15 protein-coding genes are annotated in these 15,164 nt (G+C 58.4%); 6 read left to right on the top strand and 9 right to left on the bottom strand.

Features of this window, described 5'->3' with window-relative positions; translation table 11 throughout:
• Positions 1-56 precede the first annotated feature (56 nt).
• The 3 genes from prpC to LJU29_RS11075 all read right to left on the bottom strand — a co-directional run bounded on the left by prpC (position 57) and on the right by LJU29_RS11075 (position 3,079).
• Positions 57-1,184: a bifunctional 2-methylcitrate synthase/citrate synthase gene (prpC, locus tag LJU29_RS11085; RefSeq protein WP_057454772.1), complete on the bottom strand. Its 1,128-nt coding sequence runs from the start codon at positions 1,182-1,184 to the stop codon at positions 57-59.
• A 297-nt stretch (positions 1,185-1,481) separates the two neighbouring features.
• A complete protein-coding gene (gene prpB / locus LJU29_RS11080; protein WP_005753455.1) occupies positions 1,482-2,375 on the bottom strand; it encodes a methylisocitrate lyase in 894 nt (297 codons plus the stop codon).
• Complete coding sequence (locus tag LJU29_RS11075; protein ID WP_054077194.1) at positions 2,372-3,079, bottom strand: GntR family transcriptional regulator; 708 nt, start codon at positions 3,077-3,079, stop codon at positions 2,372-2,374. The genes prpB and LJU29_RS11075 overlap by 4 nt, the downstream gene beginning before the upstream one ends.
• Before the next feature lie 296 nt (positions 3,080-3,375).
• On the opposite strand from LJU29_RS11075, the gene rloA reads away from it, so the two are divergent.
• From rloA to pabB, 4 genes are all read left to right on the top strand, one after another.
• Positions 3,376-3,927, top strand: a complete 552-nt coding sequence (rloA, locus tag LJU29_RS11070) for a retropepsin-like aspartic peptidase RloA (RefSeq protein ID WP_004664760.1) — start codon at positions 3,376-3,378, stop codon at positions 3,925-3,927.
• A gap of 4 nt (positions 3,928-3,931) precedes the next feature.
• Positions 3,932-5,467, top strand: coding sequence for an osmotic stress tolerance membrane protein RloB (gene rloB, locus LJU29_RS11065; protein ID WP_004659234.1), 1,536 nt, complete (start codon positions 3,932-3,934; stop codon positions 5,465-5,467).
• Positions 5,467-6,444 (top strand): alpha-L-glutamate ligase-like protein, encoded by a 978-nt coding sequence (locus LJU29_RS11060; RefSeq protein ID WP_162235178.1) that lies wholly within the window; start codon positions 5,467-5,469, stop codon positions 6,442-6,444. Before rloB ends, LJU29_RS11060 begins: the two co-directional genes overlap by 1 nt.
• 75 nt (positions 6,445-6,519) lie before the next feature.
• The gene (gene pabB, locus LJU29_RS11055) at positions 6,520-7,863 is read left to right on the top strand and encodes an aminodeoxychorismate synthase component I (RefSeq protein WP_005753452.1); all 1,344 of its coding nucleotides are present in this window, start codon (positions 6,520-6,522) and stop codon (positions 7,861-7,863) included.
• A gap of 118 nt (positions 7,864-7,981) precedes the next feature.
• Here the strand turns inward: pabB and thrH are convergent, their stop codons facing one another.
• Positions 7,982-8,599, bottom strand: a complete 618-nt coding sequence (thrH, locus tag LJU29_RS11050) for a bifunctional phosphoserine phosphatase/homoserine phosphotransferase ThrH (protein WP_054995701.1) — start codon at positions 8,597-8,599, stop codon at positions 7,982-7,984.
• A gap of 139 nt (positions 8,600-8,738) precedes the next feature.
• Here thrH and LJU29_RS11045 point away from each other — a divergent pair, with 139 nt between their 5' ends.
• Entirely contained in the window at positions 8,739-9,473 is a 735-nt protein-coding gene (locus tag LJU29_RS11045; RefSeq protein ID WP_002553025.1) for a phosphoadenylyl-sulfate reductase, read from the top strand.
• Positions 9,474-9,564: 91 nt separating this feature from the next.
• Here LJU29_RS11045 and cysB read toward each other — a convergent pair whose 3' ends face one another.
• From cysB to LJU29_RS11025, 4 genes are all read right to left on the bottom strand, one after another.
• Positions 9,565-10,539 carry an HTH-type transcriptional regulator CysB gene (gene cysB, locus LJU29_RS11040; RefSeq protein ID WP_002553024.1) on the bottom strand — a complete coding sequence of 325 codons (975 nt, stop codon included), beginning with the start codon at positions 10,537-10,539 and terminating at the stop codon, positions 9,565-9,567.
• Between the two features lie 159 nt (positions 10,540-10,698).
• Positions 10,699-11,187 carry a universal stress protein gene (locus tag LJU29_RS11035; RefSeq protein ID WP_257112334.1) on the bottom strand — a complete coding sequence of 163 codons (489 nt, stop codon included), beginning with the start codon at positions 11,185-11,187 and terminating at the stop codon, positions 10,699-10,701.
• 76 nt (positions 11,188-11,263) lie between these two features.
• A complete protein-coding gene (locus LJU29_RS11030; RefSeq protein WP_257112332.1) occupies positions 11,264-12,184 on the bottom strand; it encodes a 5'-nucleotidase in 921 nt (306 codons plus the stop codon).
• A gap of 3 nt (positions 12,185-12,187) precedes the next feature.
• The gene (locus LJU29_RS11025) at positions 12,188-13,159 is read right to left on the bottom strand and encodes a putative 2-dehydropantoate 2-reductase (RefSeq protein WP_257112330.1); all 972 of its coding nucleotides are present in this window, start codon (positions 13,157-13,159) and stop codon (positions 12,188-12,190) included.
• Positions 13,160-13,402: 243 nt separating this feature from the next.
• Here LJU29_RS11025 and LJU29_RS11020 point away from each other — a divergent pair, with 243 nt between their 5' ends.
• On the top strand, positions 13,403-14,479 hold the full coding sequence (locus tag LJU29_RS11020; RefSeq protein WP_054995703.1) for a 3-deoxy-7-phosphoheptulonate synthase: 1,077 nt from the start codon (positions 13,403-13,405) through the stop codon (positions 14,477-14,479).
• 85 nt (positions 14,480-14,564) lie between these two features.
• Here LJU29_RS11020 and LJU29_RS11015 read toward each other — a convergent pair whose 3' ends face one another.
• The gene (locus tag LJU29_RS11015; protein ID WP_002553019.1) at positions 14,565-14,852 is read right to left on the bottom strand and encodes a GNAT family N-acetyltransferase; all 288 of its coding nucleotides are present in this window, start codon (positions 14,850-14,852) and stop codon (positions 14,565-14,567) included.
• Positions 14,853-15,164 lie beyond the last annotated feature (312 nt).

Below are 15,164 nucleotides of genomic sequence, written 5' to 3'. Positions count from 1 at the left end.
CACGGAATGTTCGGAATGCGGGTGGGGAACTCGTCAGCGGTTCCCCTGCCCCCTTTTCAGCGCTGTTCGATGGGCACGAAGCTGCGCTGTTCGACACCGGTGTACTCGGCGCTCGGACGGATGATGCGATTGTTGGCGCGCTGTTCGAAAACGTGGGCGGCCCAGCCGGTCAGGCGCGAGCAGACGAAGATCGGTGTGAAGAGCTTGGTCGGGATTCCCATGAAGTGGTACGCCGAGGCATGGTAGAAGTCGGCGTTGGGGAACAGTTTCTTCTGCTCCCACATGACCTTGTCGATGGCCTCGGAAACCGGGAACAGCACCGTATCGCCCACTTCGTCAGCGAGTTTCTTCGACCAGCCCTTGATCACCTCGTTGCGCGGGTCGGACTCCTTGTAGATCGCATGGCCAAAGCCCATGATCTTTTCCTTGCGTTCCAGCATGCCCAGCGTGCCTTTAGTGGCTTCCTCAGCCGAAGCGAAGCGCTGAATCATTTCCATCGCGGCCTCGTTGGCACCACCGTGCAGCGGGCCGCGCAATGTGCCGATGGCTGCCGTGACGCAGGAATACAGGTCCGACAGCGTCGACGCGCAGACGCGGGCGGTGAAGGTCGAGGCATTGAATTCGTGCTCGGCGTACAGAATCAGCGAGACGTCCATGACCTTACGGTGCAGTTCGCTGGGCGCCTTGTCGAGCAAAAGGTGCAGAAAATGCCCGCCGATGGAGTCTTCTGCGGAGGTGCAGTCGATACGCTTGCCGTCATGACTGAAGCGATACCAGTAGCACATGATCCCCGGGAACGCTGCGAGCAGACGGTCGGTTGGGTCGCGCTGCTGATCGAAGCTGCGCTCCGGCTCCAGGGTGCCGAGCATGGAGGCACCCGTGCGCATGACATCCATCGGGTGAGTGTCGGCGGGTATGCGTTCCAGCACTTCCTTCAAGGCCTGCGGCAGATCGCGCAGGCCCTTGAGTTTGTCCATATAGGCAGACAATTCGGCTTTATCAGGCAGTTCGCCGTACAGCAGCAGATAGGCAACTTCTTCAAAGCGAGCTTCGGCGGCCAGATCGCGCACATCATAGCCGCGATAGGTCAGCCCGGCACCGGCCATGCCCACCGTGGACAACGCCGTCTGCCCGGCCACCTGCCCGCGTAGCCCGGCACCACTCAATACTTTTGCTTCAGCCATGGTTCTCTCCAATTTTGTTTTTTTGATGTTGGACTGACTCTGGCTATCGTGCCAACGCCGGAGTGCTCATCGTTGTACACAAATCCGCTTTTGATTCTGGCCGAAGGCTGTGGGAGCGAACTTGTTCGCGAAAGGGCATGTATGATCGCCAAAAATGCATAGCCTGAAACACCGTATTCGCGAACAAGTTCGCTCCCACGCCCTTCGGGCAGAAGCCTGAAGCCCTGATTAAAGGCTCCCCAATACTTTTTTATAGCGCTGAGCGCTGAAGCGTGGGAACGATAGTCAGATGTGCTTTTACCCTTTCTTCTGCGCAAACAGCGCGTCCAGTTTTTGCTCGAATGTGTGGTAGTCGATGGCGTCGTACAACTCCATGCGCGTCTGCATGCTGTCGACCACGTTCTTCTGGCTGCCATCGCGACGGATTGCGCCATAAACATTTTCCGCAGCCTTGTTCATGGCACGAAAGGCAGAAAGCGGGTAAAGGACCAGCGACACGTCGGCCGCACGCAACTCATCGACGGTAAACAAGGGCGTAGCGCCAAATTCAGTGATATTGGCCAGGATCGGCACGCCTGCACGGTTGGCAAATTGCTTGTACATCGCCAGTTCGGTGATTGCCTCAGGAAACACCATGTCCGCGCCCGCGTCGATACAGGCCGCAGCACGCTCAAGTGCCGACTCCAGCCCCTCGACCGCCAGTGCATCGGTGCGCGCCATGATCACGAAACTGTCGTCAGTGCGTGCATCTACAGCGGCTTTGATCCGGTCGACCATTTCCTGCTGCGAAACAATTTCCTTGTTCGGGCGATGCCCACAGCGCTTGGCACCCACCTGATCCTCAATATGAATCGCAGCAGCCCCGGCCTTGATCATCGAGCGCACGGTTCGCGCTACATTGAAAGCCGAGGAACCGAAACCGGTGTCGACATCCACCAGCAGCGGCAGGTCGCAGACATCGGTGATGCGGCGCACATCAATCAACACGTCTTCAAGACCGGTAATGCCCAGGTCCGGAATACCCAGTGAACCTGCTGCAACGCCGCCGCCAGAAAGGTAGATAGCCTTGAACCCGGCACGTTTTGCGAGCAGCGCGTGATTGGCATTGATTGCGCCGACCACTTGCAACGGCTGTTCACTGGCGACCGCATCGCGGAAACGCTGGCCGGGAGTACTGTTGTTGTGACTCATTGTTCACCTCGGTCGGGAGCCGCCTGAAAGTGGCGCTCAATGTTGCGTCTGGATGCACCGATATGGCGGCGCATCAACAATTCAGCCAGCTCACCGTCGCGATCAGCGATGGCATCGAGAATGCGGTGGTGTTCGGCAAAGGCCTGACGAGGCCGGTTGGGCGTTGTGGAATACTGGATGCGGTACATGCGCACCAGTTGGTACAGCTCGCCACACAGCATCTGGCTGAGGGTACGATTGCCGCTGCCCTGAATGATCCGGTAATGGAAATCGAAATCACCCTCCTGCTGGTAATAGCCGATGCCCGCCTGAAATGCAGCATCGCGCTCATGGGTGTCAAGGACGCCCCGCAACTCATCGATCTCGGCCTGGGTCATGCGTTCGGCGGCCAGGCGACAGGCCATGCCTTCCAGAGACTCACGGATCTCATAAAGCTCTATGAGCTCGGCATGGCTGAGCGCGACGACCCGGGCGCCGACGTGCGGCACGCGCACCACCAGTCGCTGCCCTTCGAGCCGGTGAATGGCTTCACGCAACGGCCCACGACTGATGCCGTAGGTGCGAGCCAGTTCCGGTTCGGAGATCTTGCTACCAGGGGCAATCTCGCCTTTCACAATAGCGGATTGAATGCGTCGAAAAACGTTCTCGGAAAGGGTTTCCGAATCATCAACGACTGCCATTGCCTTCTCGACCGCACCCAGCATTGTCGACACCTTTAGTCTTTTAAGACGAAAATCTAGCCATAAACCGCAAATCAGTCAAAGTAAAATAGGTGATTGTCGACAATATATCAAATGGACGTAAAAGCCTCCTGCAAGAGAACCTGAACAGACATACAGGTTGATCGCTGGCAGCGCCAAGGCTTCATGCTAGAATGCGCCGCGTCCGCACAGCACGCTCCGCACCGAAGCGGCGACTGCGAACTGCCCGCCCTATCACCCTCAGGTCAACTCTATTTGCGCCCTGACCCTGAAGTTGTTCGCTCATCGCGCCAGGATTTATGAGACTGACTAGACTGCCCACACTGCTCTGCCTGCTGTTCTTTTCCGGCCTGCTGCTGCCCAGCGTCAGCCTGGCCGCCAACAAGACAGTCTATGGCCTCAACGAATACGCCAGCCTCATTGAAATCGACGTCGAGATTGCCGCCAAACTGGATACGGGGGCCAAGACCGCTTCACTGAGCGCCCGCGATATCAAGCATTTCAAACGCAATGGCGAAAGCTGGGTGCGCTTCTATATAGCCAGCGACAGCAAGCATATACACCCCATAGAACGGCCTCTGGCCCGGGTCAGCAAGATCAAGCGTCGCGCCGACGACGTTGACCCGAATGAAGAAAACAAATACTCGTCACGTCCGGTGATCAACCTCGATATCTGTATGGGTGAAGCTTTACGCAACATCGAAGTGAACTTGACTGACCGAAGTGCTTTCCAATATCCGCTTTTGATCGGCTCCGAAGCGTTGAAACGCTTCGATGCGCTGGTCGATCCAAGTCTAAAATATGCGGCAGGGAAGCCCGTCTGCGCTTCCGTCGCTCAAAACGCAGAGTAAACCCATGCGCTCTCTTACACTCCATCTGAAGATCCTGATCACTGCCCTTGTAACCCTGGGCATCGCGATCACGGCCTATCAGATACTGGCGCTCGGCATACCCGTCACCGAAGACGAAACCGATGACCTGTGGAACATCGACGCCAAAGTCGAATTCATCGCCAATCCAAAGGATTCGGTGAAGGTCCAGATGTTCGTGCCGCCACTGGCCCACGACTACATCAGCCTCAATGAAAGTTTCATCTCGAACAATTACGGCGTCAGCGTCAACCGCGCTGACGGCAACCGCAAGGTCACCTGGTCTGCCCGTCGTGCCACCGGCAACCAGACGCTTTACTACCGCCTGGTACTGACCAAGCGCTACAGCGGTGAGAAACCCAAGGTCAAAGGGCCGATCTTTCGCGACAGCATGACCGTCGAAGGCCCCGAAAAAATTGCGGCCGAGGCACTGCTGGCCCCGATTCGCCAGCACTCTGCGGACGTGGAAACCTTCATCACCGAAGCCATCAAACGCGTCAACAACCTGAATGACGACAACGTCAAACTTCTGCTGGCGGGAGATACCTCAGCCTCCAACAAGGCCCGGATTACCGAGTTGCTGCTGTCGATTGCCCACGTGCCGCTGGAAAAAGCCCACACCATACGCCTCGATGCCGAACAGCAGACGCCGGAACTCTGGCTGCGCAGCTTCAATGGCAAGGAATGGCTGTACTTCAACCCGGACACTGGTGAAGCCGGTCTGCCGGATGATCGCCTGTTGTGGTGGACCGGTGAAGACGCCCTGGTCAGTGTCGAAGGGGGCAAGAAAGTGCAAGTCACGTTCAGCCTCAATAACAGTGAAATGAACGCCATGCGTCTCGCCAAACTGACCGACGCCAGCACAGACTCCGACTTCCTTGCCTATTCTCTCTACGGGCTGCCACTGCAAACCCAGCAGACCTTCATGGTCATGGTCATGATCCCGATTGGCGTACTGGTCATCCTGATCCTGCGCAACCTGATCGGCCTGCAGACACTGGGCACTTTCACGCCCGTGCTGATTGCCCTGGCGTTCCGCGAAACCCAACTGGGTTTCGGCATTATTCTGTTTACGGTGATCACCGCTCTGGGCTTGTCATTGCGCTCGTACCTGGAGCACCTGAAGTTGCAAATGCTGCCGCGCCTGTCGGTTGTACTGACCTTCGTTGTGGTGCTGATTGCGGCCATCAGCCTGTTCAGCCACAAGCTGGGGCTCGAACGCGGGCTTTCGGTAGCGCTGTTCCCGATGGTGATCCTGACCATGACCATTGAACGCCTGTCGATTACCTGGGAAGAGCGCGGCGGCAGCCACGCCATGAAAGTCGCGATCGGCACGCTGTTCGCGGCATCCTTGGCACACCTGATCATGAGCGTGCCGGAACTGACCTATTTCGTTTTCACCTTCCCGGCAGTGCTGTTGATACTGGTCGGCTTCATGCTGGCGATGGGCAGATACCGTGGCTATCGCCTGACCGAACTGGTGCGCTTCAAGGCTTTTCTGAAAGAGGAAAAGACTAAATGATCGGCTGGTGGAAGACCTGGAAGGCGCTTGAGGCCCGCGGCATCATGGGCATCAATCGGCGTAACGCCGACTATGTACTCAAGTACAACAAGCGCAGCCTTTATCCGGTCGTCGATGACAAGATCATCACCAAGGAGCGGGCCATCGCGGCAGGCATTCATGTGCCGGAAATGTACGGAGTGATTTCCACGGAAAAGGAAATCGACCGGCTTGACGATATCATCGGCGCACACAGCGACTTCGTCATCAAGCCCGCTCAGGGCGCAGGCGGCGACGGCATCCTGGTCATCGCCGACCGTTTCGAGGAGCGTTTTCGCACCGTCTCGGGACGCATCATCAGCCACGCGGAAATCGAGCATCAGGTGTCCAGCATTCTCACTGGCCTTTATTCACTGGGCGGCCACCGTGACCGGGCGCTGATCGAGTACCGGGTTGTTCCGGACCCGATCTTCAAAAGCATCAGTTATGAGGGCGTGCCGGATATCCGCGTCATCGTGCTGATGGGCTATCCGGTGATGGCCATGCTACGCCTCCCGACCCGCCAGTCAGGCGGCAAGGCCAACCTGCATCAGGGCGCGATTGGCGTCGGTGTGGACCTGGCCACCGGCGTCACCCTGCAAGGCACCTGGCTGAACAACATCATCAGCAAACACCCGGACACCACTCACTCGGTAGACGGCGTGCAACTGCCCAACTGGGACGGTTTCATGAAGCTTGCCGCCGAGTGTTACGAGCTGTGTGGTCTGGGCTACATCGGTGTCGATATGGTGCTGGACCAGGACAAGGGCCCGCTGATTCTGGAACTCAATGCCCGTCCCGGCCTGAACATTCAGATTGCCAATGACAGTGGCCTGACCCACCGCACCCAGGCCGTCGAGGCGCGCCTGGAACAACTGGCTCTCGAAGGACGCCAGGAATCCGCGCAGGAGCGGGTCAGCTTTGTACAGGACCTTTTCGGCCACGTGCCCGGCATCTGAACGGACATACCGCTAGGACTGCCGCATCGGCAAGGCTACAATCGCCAGCCGCGTTTCCAAGACCGATATTCGACAATGCCGATCTGCTCGATACACCCCCTGCCCTACAGCGCCGACCCGATCGCGTTCTTTGCGCGAATCCGCGAAGCGCCGGGCGCGGTGCTGCTCGACAGTGGCAGGCCCGCCGCCGAGCGCGGCCGATATGACCTGCTCAGCGCCTGGCCGCAGCAAGAGCTGGCGGTTGCGGATGGCGAGAATGGGGCCGCTTATCTCCAGCGGTTGCGCGACAGTCTCAAGGCGCTCGGCACTGCGCAATTGCCTGAAGGGTGCAAACTGCCCTTCGCTGGCGGCCTGATCGGTTATATGGGTTACGAGTTCGGTCGACGCCTGGAACCGCTGCCGGATCAAGCCGTCGACGACCTGCAACTGCCCGAAGCGCGCCTGGGGCTCTACGCCTGGGCGCTGATCAGTGATCATCAGGAGCAGACCAGTCAGCTGATTTTTCACCCGTCCCTGCACGCCAGCGAGCGCAAACGGCTGATTGATCTGTTCTCTGTCTATATCCCTGAGCCGCACACGGAGTTCCGCCTCAGCCAGCCGTTTCAGGCCAGCATCAGCGCGGATCACTATCGACAGGCTTTCGAACGTATTCAGGCCTACATCCAGGCGGGTGACTGTTATCAGGTCAACTTCGCGCAACGCTTTCAGGCGCAGTGTACGGGCGACCCGTGGGCCGCTTATTGTGCACTGCGAGCGGCTTGCCCGACGCCGTTCGCCGGTTACCTGAGCCTGCCGGGGCACGATGCAATCCTGAGCCTTTCTCCGGAACGCTTCGTGCGGGTCAGCGCCAGACAGGTCGAAACCCGCCCCATCAAAGGCACGCGGCCGCGCAGCCCGGACGCCACAGAGGATGCCGCGTTCGCCAACGAGCTGTTGGCCAGCGAGAAAGACCGCGCTGAAAACCTGATGATTGTCGACCTGCTGCGCAATGACCTGGGCCGCAGCTGTAAAATCGGTTCGGTAAAGGTCCCTGAGCTGTTCAGCCTGGAAAGCTACCCCAATGTGCATCATCTGGTGAGCAGCGTGACCGGGGAGCTGGCCGCTGGCAACGATGCACTGGACCTGATTGCGGGCAGCTTCCCTGGCGGCTCCATAACCGGCGCGCCGAAGATCCGCGCCATGCAGATCATTGACGAACTGGAACCGAACCGACGCAGCCTGTATTGCGGCTCGTTGATGTACCTGGACGTACGCGGCGAAATGGACAGTTCAATCGCCATCCGCAGCCTGCTGGTCAAGGATGGGCGCATTTCCTGTTGGGGCGGCGGCGGGATTGTGGCGGACTCGAGCTGCGAGGCTGAATATCAGGAAACCTTCACCAAGGTCCGCGTGCTGCTGAAAACGCTTGAGGCGCTCTGATATCCTGCGCGATACGCCTACCTCGCTCCGACTATCGTGCCAATGCTCCGCGTTGGCATGCCTTTCTGGACGCTCCGCGTCCGATCTTGCGCAGGAACCAGAAGTGTAAGCCCTGCGTCTAGGGCGCCAGATCCCGATTCGACGCCTTGATGAACTCTTTTTTCAGCTCATCAAAGGTATGCACCGCCGGAAACTGCGGAAACTCGCGGATCACGTTGTCGGGGGCATGAAACAGGATACCGGCATCGGCCTCGCCCAGCATGGTGGTGTCGTTGTAGGAGTCGCCCGCCGCAATGATCCGGTAGTACAGGCTTTTGAACGCCAGTACCGACTGACGCTTGGGGTCTTTCTGACGCAACTGGTAACTGACCACCCGGCCGGTTTCATCGGTGATCAGGCGATGGCATAGCAGGGTCGGAAACCCCAATTGGCGCATCAGCGGCTGCGAGAACTCGTAAAAGGTGTCGGACAGAATCACTACTTGAAAACGCTCGCGCAACCAGTTGACGAACTCCACTGCACCTTCCAGCGGCTTGAGGGTGGCGATCACTTCCTGAATGTCCGACAGTTTCAGACCGTGCTCATCGAGAATACGCAGGCGCTGATTCATCAGGACGTCGTAGTCGGGAATGTCCCGAGTGGTTGCGCGCAGTGATTCGATACCGGTTTTTTCGGCAAAGGCGATCCATATTTCCGGGACAAGCACACCTTCCAGGTCCAGACAGGCAATTTCCACAGCGCACTCCTCAAGGCTTTGACTATCAACGCAGGCAGCACTCTAGCCTCTGGTAACGGCCACTGAACAGCGGATTTTGTTACCATTGCCGCCATCACGAGCGCTTAAGCGCCACTCTTGCATTTTAGGAAGCCGCCTGATGAGCCAACCTTTCGACGTCGCTGAACTGGCGACGACCTATGCGAACAAGTCTGCACAAGACATTCTGAAACTGGCCTTCGAACACTTCGGTGATGAACTATGGATCTCCTTCAGCGGTGCCGAAGACGTCGTGCTGGTAGACATGGCCTGGAAGCTGAACAAAAACGTCAAGGTCTTCAGTCTCGACACCGGACGCCTGCACCCGGAAACCTATCGTTTCATTGAACAGGTCCGTGACCACTACAAGATCGAGATCGAAATCATCTCGCCGGACCAGAGCAAGCTCGAACCGTTCGTCAAGGAAAAAGGCCTGTTCAGCTTTTACCGGGATGGTCATGGCGAATGCTGCGGCGTCCGCAAGATCGAACCGCTGCGCCGCAAACTGTCTGGCGTCACAGCCTGGGCCACCGGCCAGCGCCGCGACCAGAGCCCTGGCACACGCAGCGCCGTTGCCGCACTGGAAATCGACAGCGCGTTCTCGACCGCCGAGCGCACGCTGTACAAATTCAACCCGTTGGCGCAGATGAGCAGCGAAGAAATCTGGGGCTACATCCGGATGCTGGAACTGCCCTACAACAGCCTGCACGAGCGTGGTTTCATCAGCATCGGCTGCGAACCCTGCACCCGCCCGGTATTGCCGAACCAGCATGAGCGCGAAGGTCGCTGGTGGTGGGAAGAAGCCACACAGAAGGAATGCGGGCTGCATGCAGGCAACCTGATAGCGCGCAACTGACGTTGCGAGCGGCAAGCCTCAAGCTGCGAGCCTCAAGTCAGAGCGCGTAAGGCTCTGGCTCCGGCTTGTAGCCAAAAGCTTGCCGCTGCTACTAGTGCACCGGCAATTCGACGTTGGCAAACAGCTCTTCCATTTCCTGTTTGTTGTGGCACTGAATCGCCTTGGCCATGACTTCGCGGGTCAGGTGCGGGGCGAACTTTTCGATGAAATCGCACATAAAGCCACGCAGGAAGGTGCCACGACGGAAAGCGATTTTGGTCACGCTGGACTCGAACAGGTCGCTGGCGTCCAGTACCACCAGATCGCTGTCGACTTCTTCGTCGACCGCCATCCTTGCAACAATGCCCACGCCCAGATTCAGTCTGACGTAGGTCTTGATCACGTCAGCATCCGCAGCCGTAAACACTACCTTGGGCACCAGTCCCCGATGACTGAACGCTTCATCGAGCTTGGAGCGGCCGGTAAAACCGAATACGTAAGTCACAATCGGGTACTCGGCCAGCAGCTCCAGGGTGAGCTTGGGCACCTTGGTCAACGGGTGGCCCTGTGGCACAACAACGCAACGGTTCCAGCGGTAGCACGGCATCATTACCAGATCGCTGAACTGCTCAAGCGCTTCGGTGGCAATAGCGAAATCGACCGTCCCGTCAGCGGCCATTTCGGCGATCTGCATTGGCGAGCCCTGATGCATGTGCAGGGCCACGTCAGGGTACTGCTTGATAAAATTACTGATAACCGACGGCAACGCATAACGCGCTTGGGTGTGAGTGGTTGCGATCGACAGTGTGCCCTTCTTCTCGTTGGAGAACTCCTGAGCAATCTGCTTGATGCTTTCGACCTTGCGCAGAATCTCGCCTGCGGTGGTGATGATCCGCTCGCCTGCGGGTGTCACGCGCGTCAGGTGCTTGCCGCTACGGGCGAAAACCTCGACGCCCAGCTCGTCTTCAAGCAGACGAATCTGCTTGCTGATGCCTGGCTGGGAGGTGTAAAGGCTCTGGGCCGTCGCAGAAACGTTGAGGTCGTGGTGCGCCACTTCCCAAATGTAGCGCAGTTGTTGGAGCTTCATATGTATCCCTCAAAGCAGATAAACCCTATGGGTATCAGCGACGGTATATAACTGGATTAATGGTGAGGCGAATAATTCTAGAACTTTTTATCACCTTTGTAAGGTGATCGCACGCTCGATTTCACTAAAACCACCAATTGAACCTTCCTTTCCCTACCCTCACTCCTTTTTCAACATCATCGGAACCATGTAGACCGGCACATCGGAAAATTGCAGGACCCTGGCAGCCGTTCGGCCTATCGATGTGCCCTCTTCTATCCTGCGGCTGTGACTGCCCACCACCAGCAAATCCACCTCCAGCTTGTGCGCCTGCTCGATAATCACGCTGGCAGGTTCTCCCTGAACGACACGTATCGTACGGATCAGGGAGAGGTCCGCGTGGCCGTCCCCCAGCTCCTCACGAAACCCGTCGAGCACTCGCTGCTCTATGGCATCCAGAAACGTATTGACCCCCTTGCCACGAAGTTCTTTCAACGCCTCCTCGCCCAGATGACTCTGCAGTACCGACTCGGCGAACAGGCCCATCGGCTCAACGACATGGATTACATACAGCCCTGCGTTGAACGTTAGAGCCAGCGCCAGCGCGTGCTGCGTTACATAAGGCGCGTACAGACCAAGGTCTGTGGCATACAGCATCGAACGAACCATACAACCTCCCGAACAACCGGAATGGCGGAGATTGACTCAGCGTAGCAGCGCATCATCGGCTGCGACGACGGACTTCTCAGCTGCCGTCGGCAAGCGGCGTTAATTCATTGCTGATGCCATGCGGAACATGTCCGGTTGCCACCACTTCACGCGCCTTTTCGCAGTGACCGGGCTGATCGTCGAAAAACACATCGGCGGCAAATGCTTCAAGAAAAGCCGACTTCTGCAAGCCGCCGAGAAACAACGACTCGTCGAGACGAATGTCCCATTCGCGCAAGGTGCGGATCACCCTTTCATGTGCGGGTGCAGAGCGGGCCGTGACCAGCGCGGTACGAATCGGGCAGCTCGCGTCGGGAAACTCGCGCTGCAATTGGTAGAGCGCGGCGAGAAACGGCTTGAAGGGGCCGCCACGCAACGGCTCGCGCGCCGACTCACGCTCACTGGCCTGAAAGGCAGCCAGGCCGCCGCTCTGGTAAACCCGCTCCGATTCGTCGGAAAACAACACGGCGTCGCCGTCGAACGCCATACGCAGCTCGGCGCTGGCTGCACGTCGCGCACCGCCTGAAAGGATGGTCGCCGCAGCAAAACCGGCATCCAGTGCGCTGCGCACATCCTCGGCGTGGGTCGACAAAAACAGATGGCAGCCAAACGCCGCCAGATAAGGATAAGGACTGCGTCCGCCTGCAAAGGCAGCACGACTGATGTCCAGGCCGTAATGCTGGATCGAGTTGAAGACCCGCAAGCCGGTATCGGCGCTGTTGCGCGACACCAGCACCACTTCCACGCGCGCCTTGTCCAGGCTGGCATTGAGGCTCAGAAGTTTTTCAACCAACGGGAAAGCGTCGCCCTGTTCGAGAATCTCATCCTCGTGCTCAATCTGATACTTGCGGTAGGCCTCCACGCCGTCGGCCATATACACCTCGTGGCTGTCGCGAAGATCGAACAGCGCCCGCGATGAAATCGCCAGGACCAGCTTATGGCCATCAGCCTCTTTCATGAATCATTCCTCGTTTGCCGAGCGGTTGGCACGGTCAATAAATGCCAGTGCCTGATAAAGCGCCCGCACGCGGGGCATGTCAAACCCTGCGGCAAGCGCGGCTGCGAGGGGCCGGGCGTAAATGGCTTCAAGCTCCAGTGGCCGCTTCTCGACCAGGTCGTGATACATGCTGGGCCTGTAGTCCGGCATGCTCTGGGTCACGGTAAACAGATGCTGCGCGAACCCCGGCGGCAAGGCATGACCACAGGCCTGGGCACCCTGCACCACTTCATCCATCAGCGCTTGGATCAATGCCTGACTGTCAGGGTCGGTCATCAATTGGCTGGTACTGGTATGCAACAAAGCCGACAGACCGTTGTAGGGCACATTCCAGACCAGCTTCTGCCAGCGGGCCTGCTGCAGATTAGCCATGACAGGGGCGTCGATGCCGGCCGTCTTGAACAGCTCCGAGCAGGCTTCGACGACCGCCATGCGGCTCGCTTCGTCGCCTGCCGGGCCGCTGTGATAGCCGATACTGACCGCGCCGAAGGCTTCATGAGCGACGACGCCGGGCGCAACCCGGTTGACGCAGACGAAACATAGCCCGCCCAATATATGCAGGCTGTCGGGCAGCACGCTGCGCAACTGATCTTCGACGGCCAGACCGTTCTGCAGCAGCAACACCTTGGCGTCCGGCGCAGCAGCCTGGCTGATGATCGGACCCAGCGCGGCGTTGCCGGTGCTCTTGGTGCCCACCAGCAACCAGTCGCAAGGCGGCATGTCAGCCGCCGAGCGATAGGCTTGAACGGGCTTGAGATGCAAGTCGCCATGCACAGCACTATTGACCTGCAATCCCTCGCGCGCCACCGCCTCAAACTCGCTGCGCAGCAGAAAATGCACGTTGTATCCGGCACGCGCCAGCATCAGCCCGTAAAAGCCGCCAATGGCACCGGTACCTATAACGCCGACACGCGGACGACGGGAATCAACACTCATGACCTCTCCCTTGGCTGCCAGGTTATTTCGGGCCATACACTATCCGTCGCAGCGGATTGTCTTGCAATACAGCAGCGCGGCCCGGCGGGCAGTTACCCGTAACCTGCCCGATACCTCGTTTACTTATTGTCGAACAGCGCGATAACGCGCTAAGGTTCGGCTCCCCGCTGCGCTCAAACCTGCTGGGCACCGCCGCACGGGGTACCGTTGGCGGCCAGTACCCGCGACCTGATGAGTAACACGATGGCTGATTTACCGATTGACGACCTTAACGTTGCCTCCAACGAGACTCTGATCACCCCGGATCAGCTCAAGCGCGACATCCCTCTGACCGACGCCGCCCTGCACACCGTCAGCCAGGGCCGCGAGGTGATTCGCAACATCCTCGATGGCAATGATCACCGCCTGTTCATCGTGATCGGCCCCTGCTCGATCCACGACCTGAAGGCAGCCAAGGAATACGCCGAGCGCCTCAAGGCATTGGCGGCAGAAGTGTCCGACACGCTGTATCTGGTCATGCGCGTCTATTTCGAGAAGCCACGTACTACCGTGGGCTGGAAAGGCCTGATCAACGACCCGTACCTGGATGACTCGTTCAAGATCCAGGATGGCCTGCACATCGGTCGCCAGTTGCTGCTGGACCTGGCTGAAATGGGCTTGCCAACCGCCACCGAAGCACTGGACCCGATCTCCCCGCAGTATCTGCAGGACCTGATCAGCTGGTCGGCCATTGGCGCGCGCACCACCGAATCCCAGACTCACCGCGAGATGGCTTCCGGCCTGTCGTCGGCAGTCGGTTTCAAGAACGGCACCGACGGCGGCCTGACCGTTGCCATCAACGCCTTGCAATCGGTCTCGAGCCCGCACCGCTTCCTCGGTATCAATCAGGAAGGTGGCGTATCGATCGTGACCACCAAGGGCAATGCCTACGGCCATGTCGTACTGCGCGGCGGCAATGGCAAGCCCAACTATGATTCGGTCAGCGTCGCGCTGTGCGAACAGGCCCTTAACAAGTCCGGCATTCGCCCGAACATCATGGTCGACTGCAGCCACGCCAACTCCAACAAGGACCCGGCCCTGCAGCCGCTGGTGATGGAAAACGTCGCCAACCAGATTCTGGAAGGCAACGAATCGATCATCGGCCTGATGGTCGAGAGTCACTTGAACTGGGGCTGTCAGGCGATTCCGAAGGACCTGTCGGAATTGCAGTACGGCGTATCCATTACCGATGCCTGCATCGATTGGGAAAGCACTGAAAAAACCCTGCGCAGCATGCACGCGAAACTCAAGGCTGTACTGCCCGCTCGCAAGCGCAAGTAACTGCCTGACTGATTAACCTGCAATAACGAAAACGCCGAGCATATGCTCGGCGTTTTTCATGCTGACGGTCAGTAAGCTCGATGTATCAGAGCTTGGCCGCCTGGGACTGCAGGTCATGCAGTTCCATGTATCGCTCGACGTAAGAGCAGGACGGTATGACGGAGTAGCCCATGCTGCCTGCATAGTCCAGGGCCTCCTTGGTCAGGGCGGCGGCTATACCGCGTCCACGCAAGGCATCGGGCACAAAGGTCCGGTAGAAATCCAGCGTCTGCTTGCCGAGATCCATGTACGTCAGGTAGGCACGGTGGCCGTCGATAATGATTTCGAAATGGTGGCCGACTTCGTCATGGTGGATGGACAACGCCTCGCTCATCGCTACTCCTCGCGGGTCTTGGAATTTGACCCCTACCTTACCGGTCTTTTTCAGGCGAAGGAACATCTACGCCACCCAGTGCCTGTTTTCGACACCGGTAAGAGCATTGCCGATCTCGACGTACATCACATTCAGATAGTAGGCACCATTGCCGGATATCCTCAAGCGCAGTCGGAGTAAAAACGCCTGGAAATGCCCATGCACCGACCGACAGTCAGACATGTAAGGTTTTTGCAGATGTTCAAGCGAGTCCTGAGGAACCGCCGATACAGGCGGGGGGTCCAGTGAAAGTGGATAGTTTTTGTACAGAAC

The sequence above is a fragment of the Pseudomonas ficuserectae genome (assembly GCF_024584585.1).
Classification (GTDB): domain Bacteria; phylum Pseudomonadota; class Gammaproteobacteria; order Pseudomonadales; family Pseudomonadaceae; genus Aquipseudomonas; species Aquipseudomonas amygdali.
This window is presented reverse-complemented; position numbering and strand designations above follow the sequence as displayed.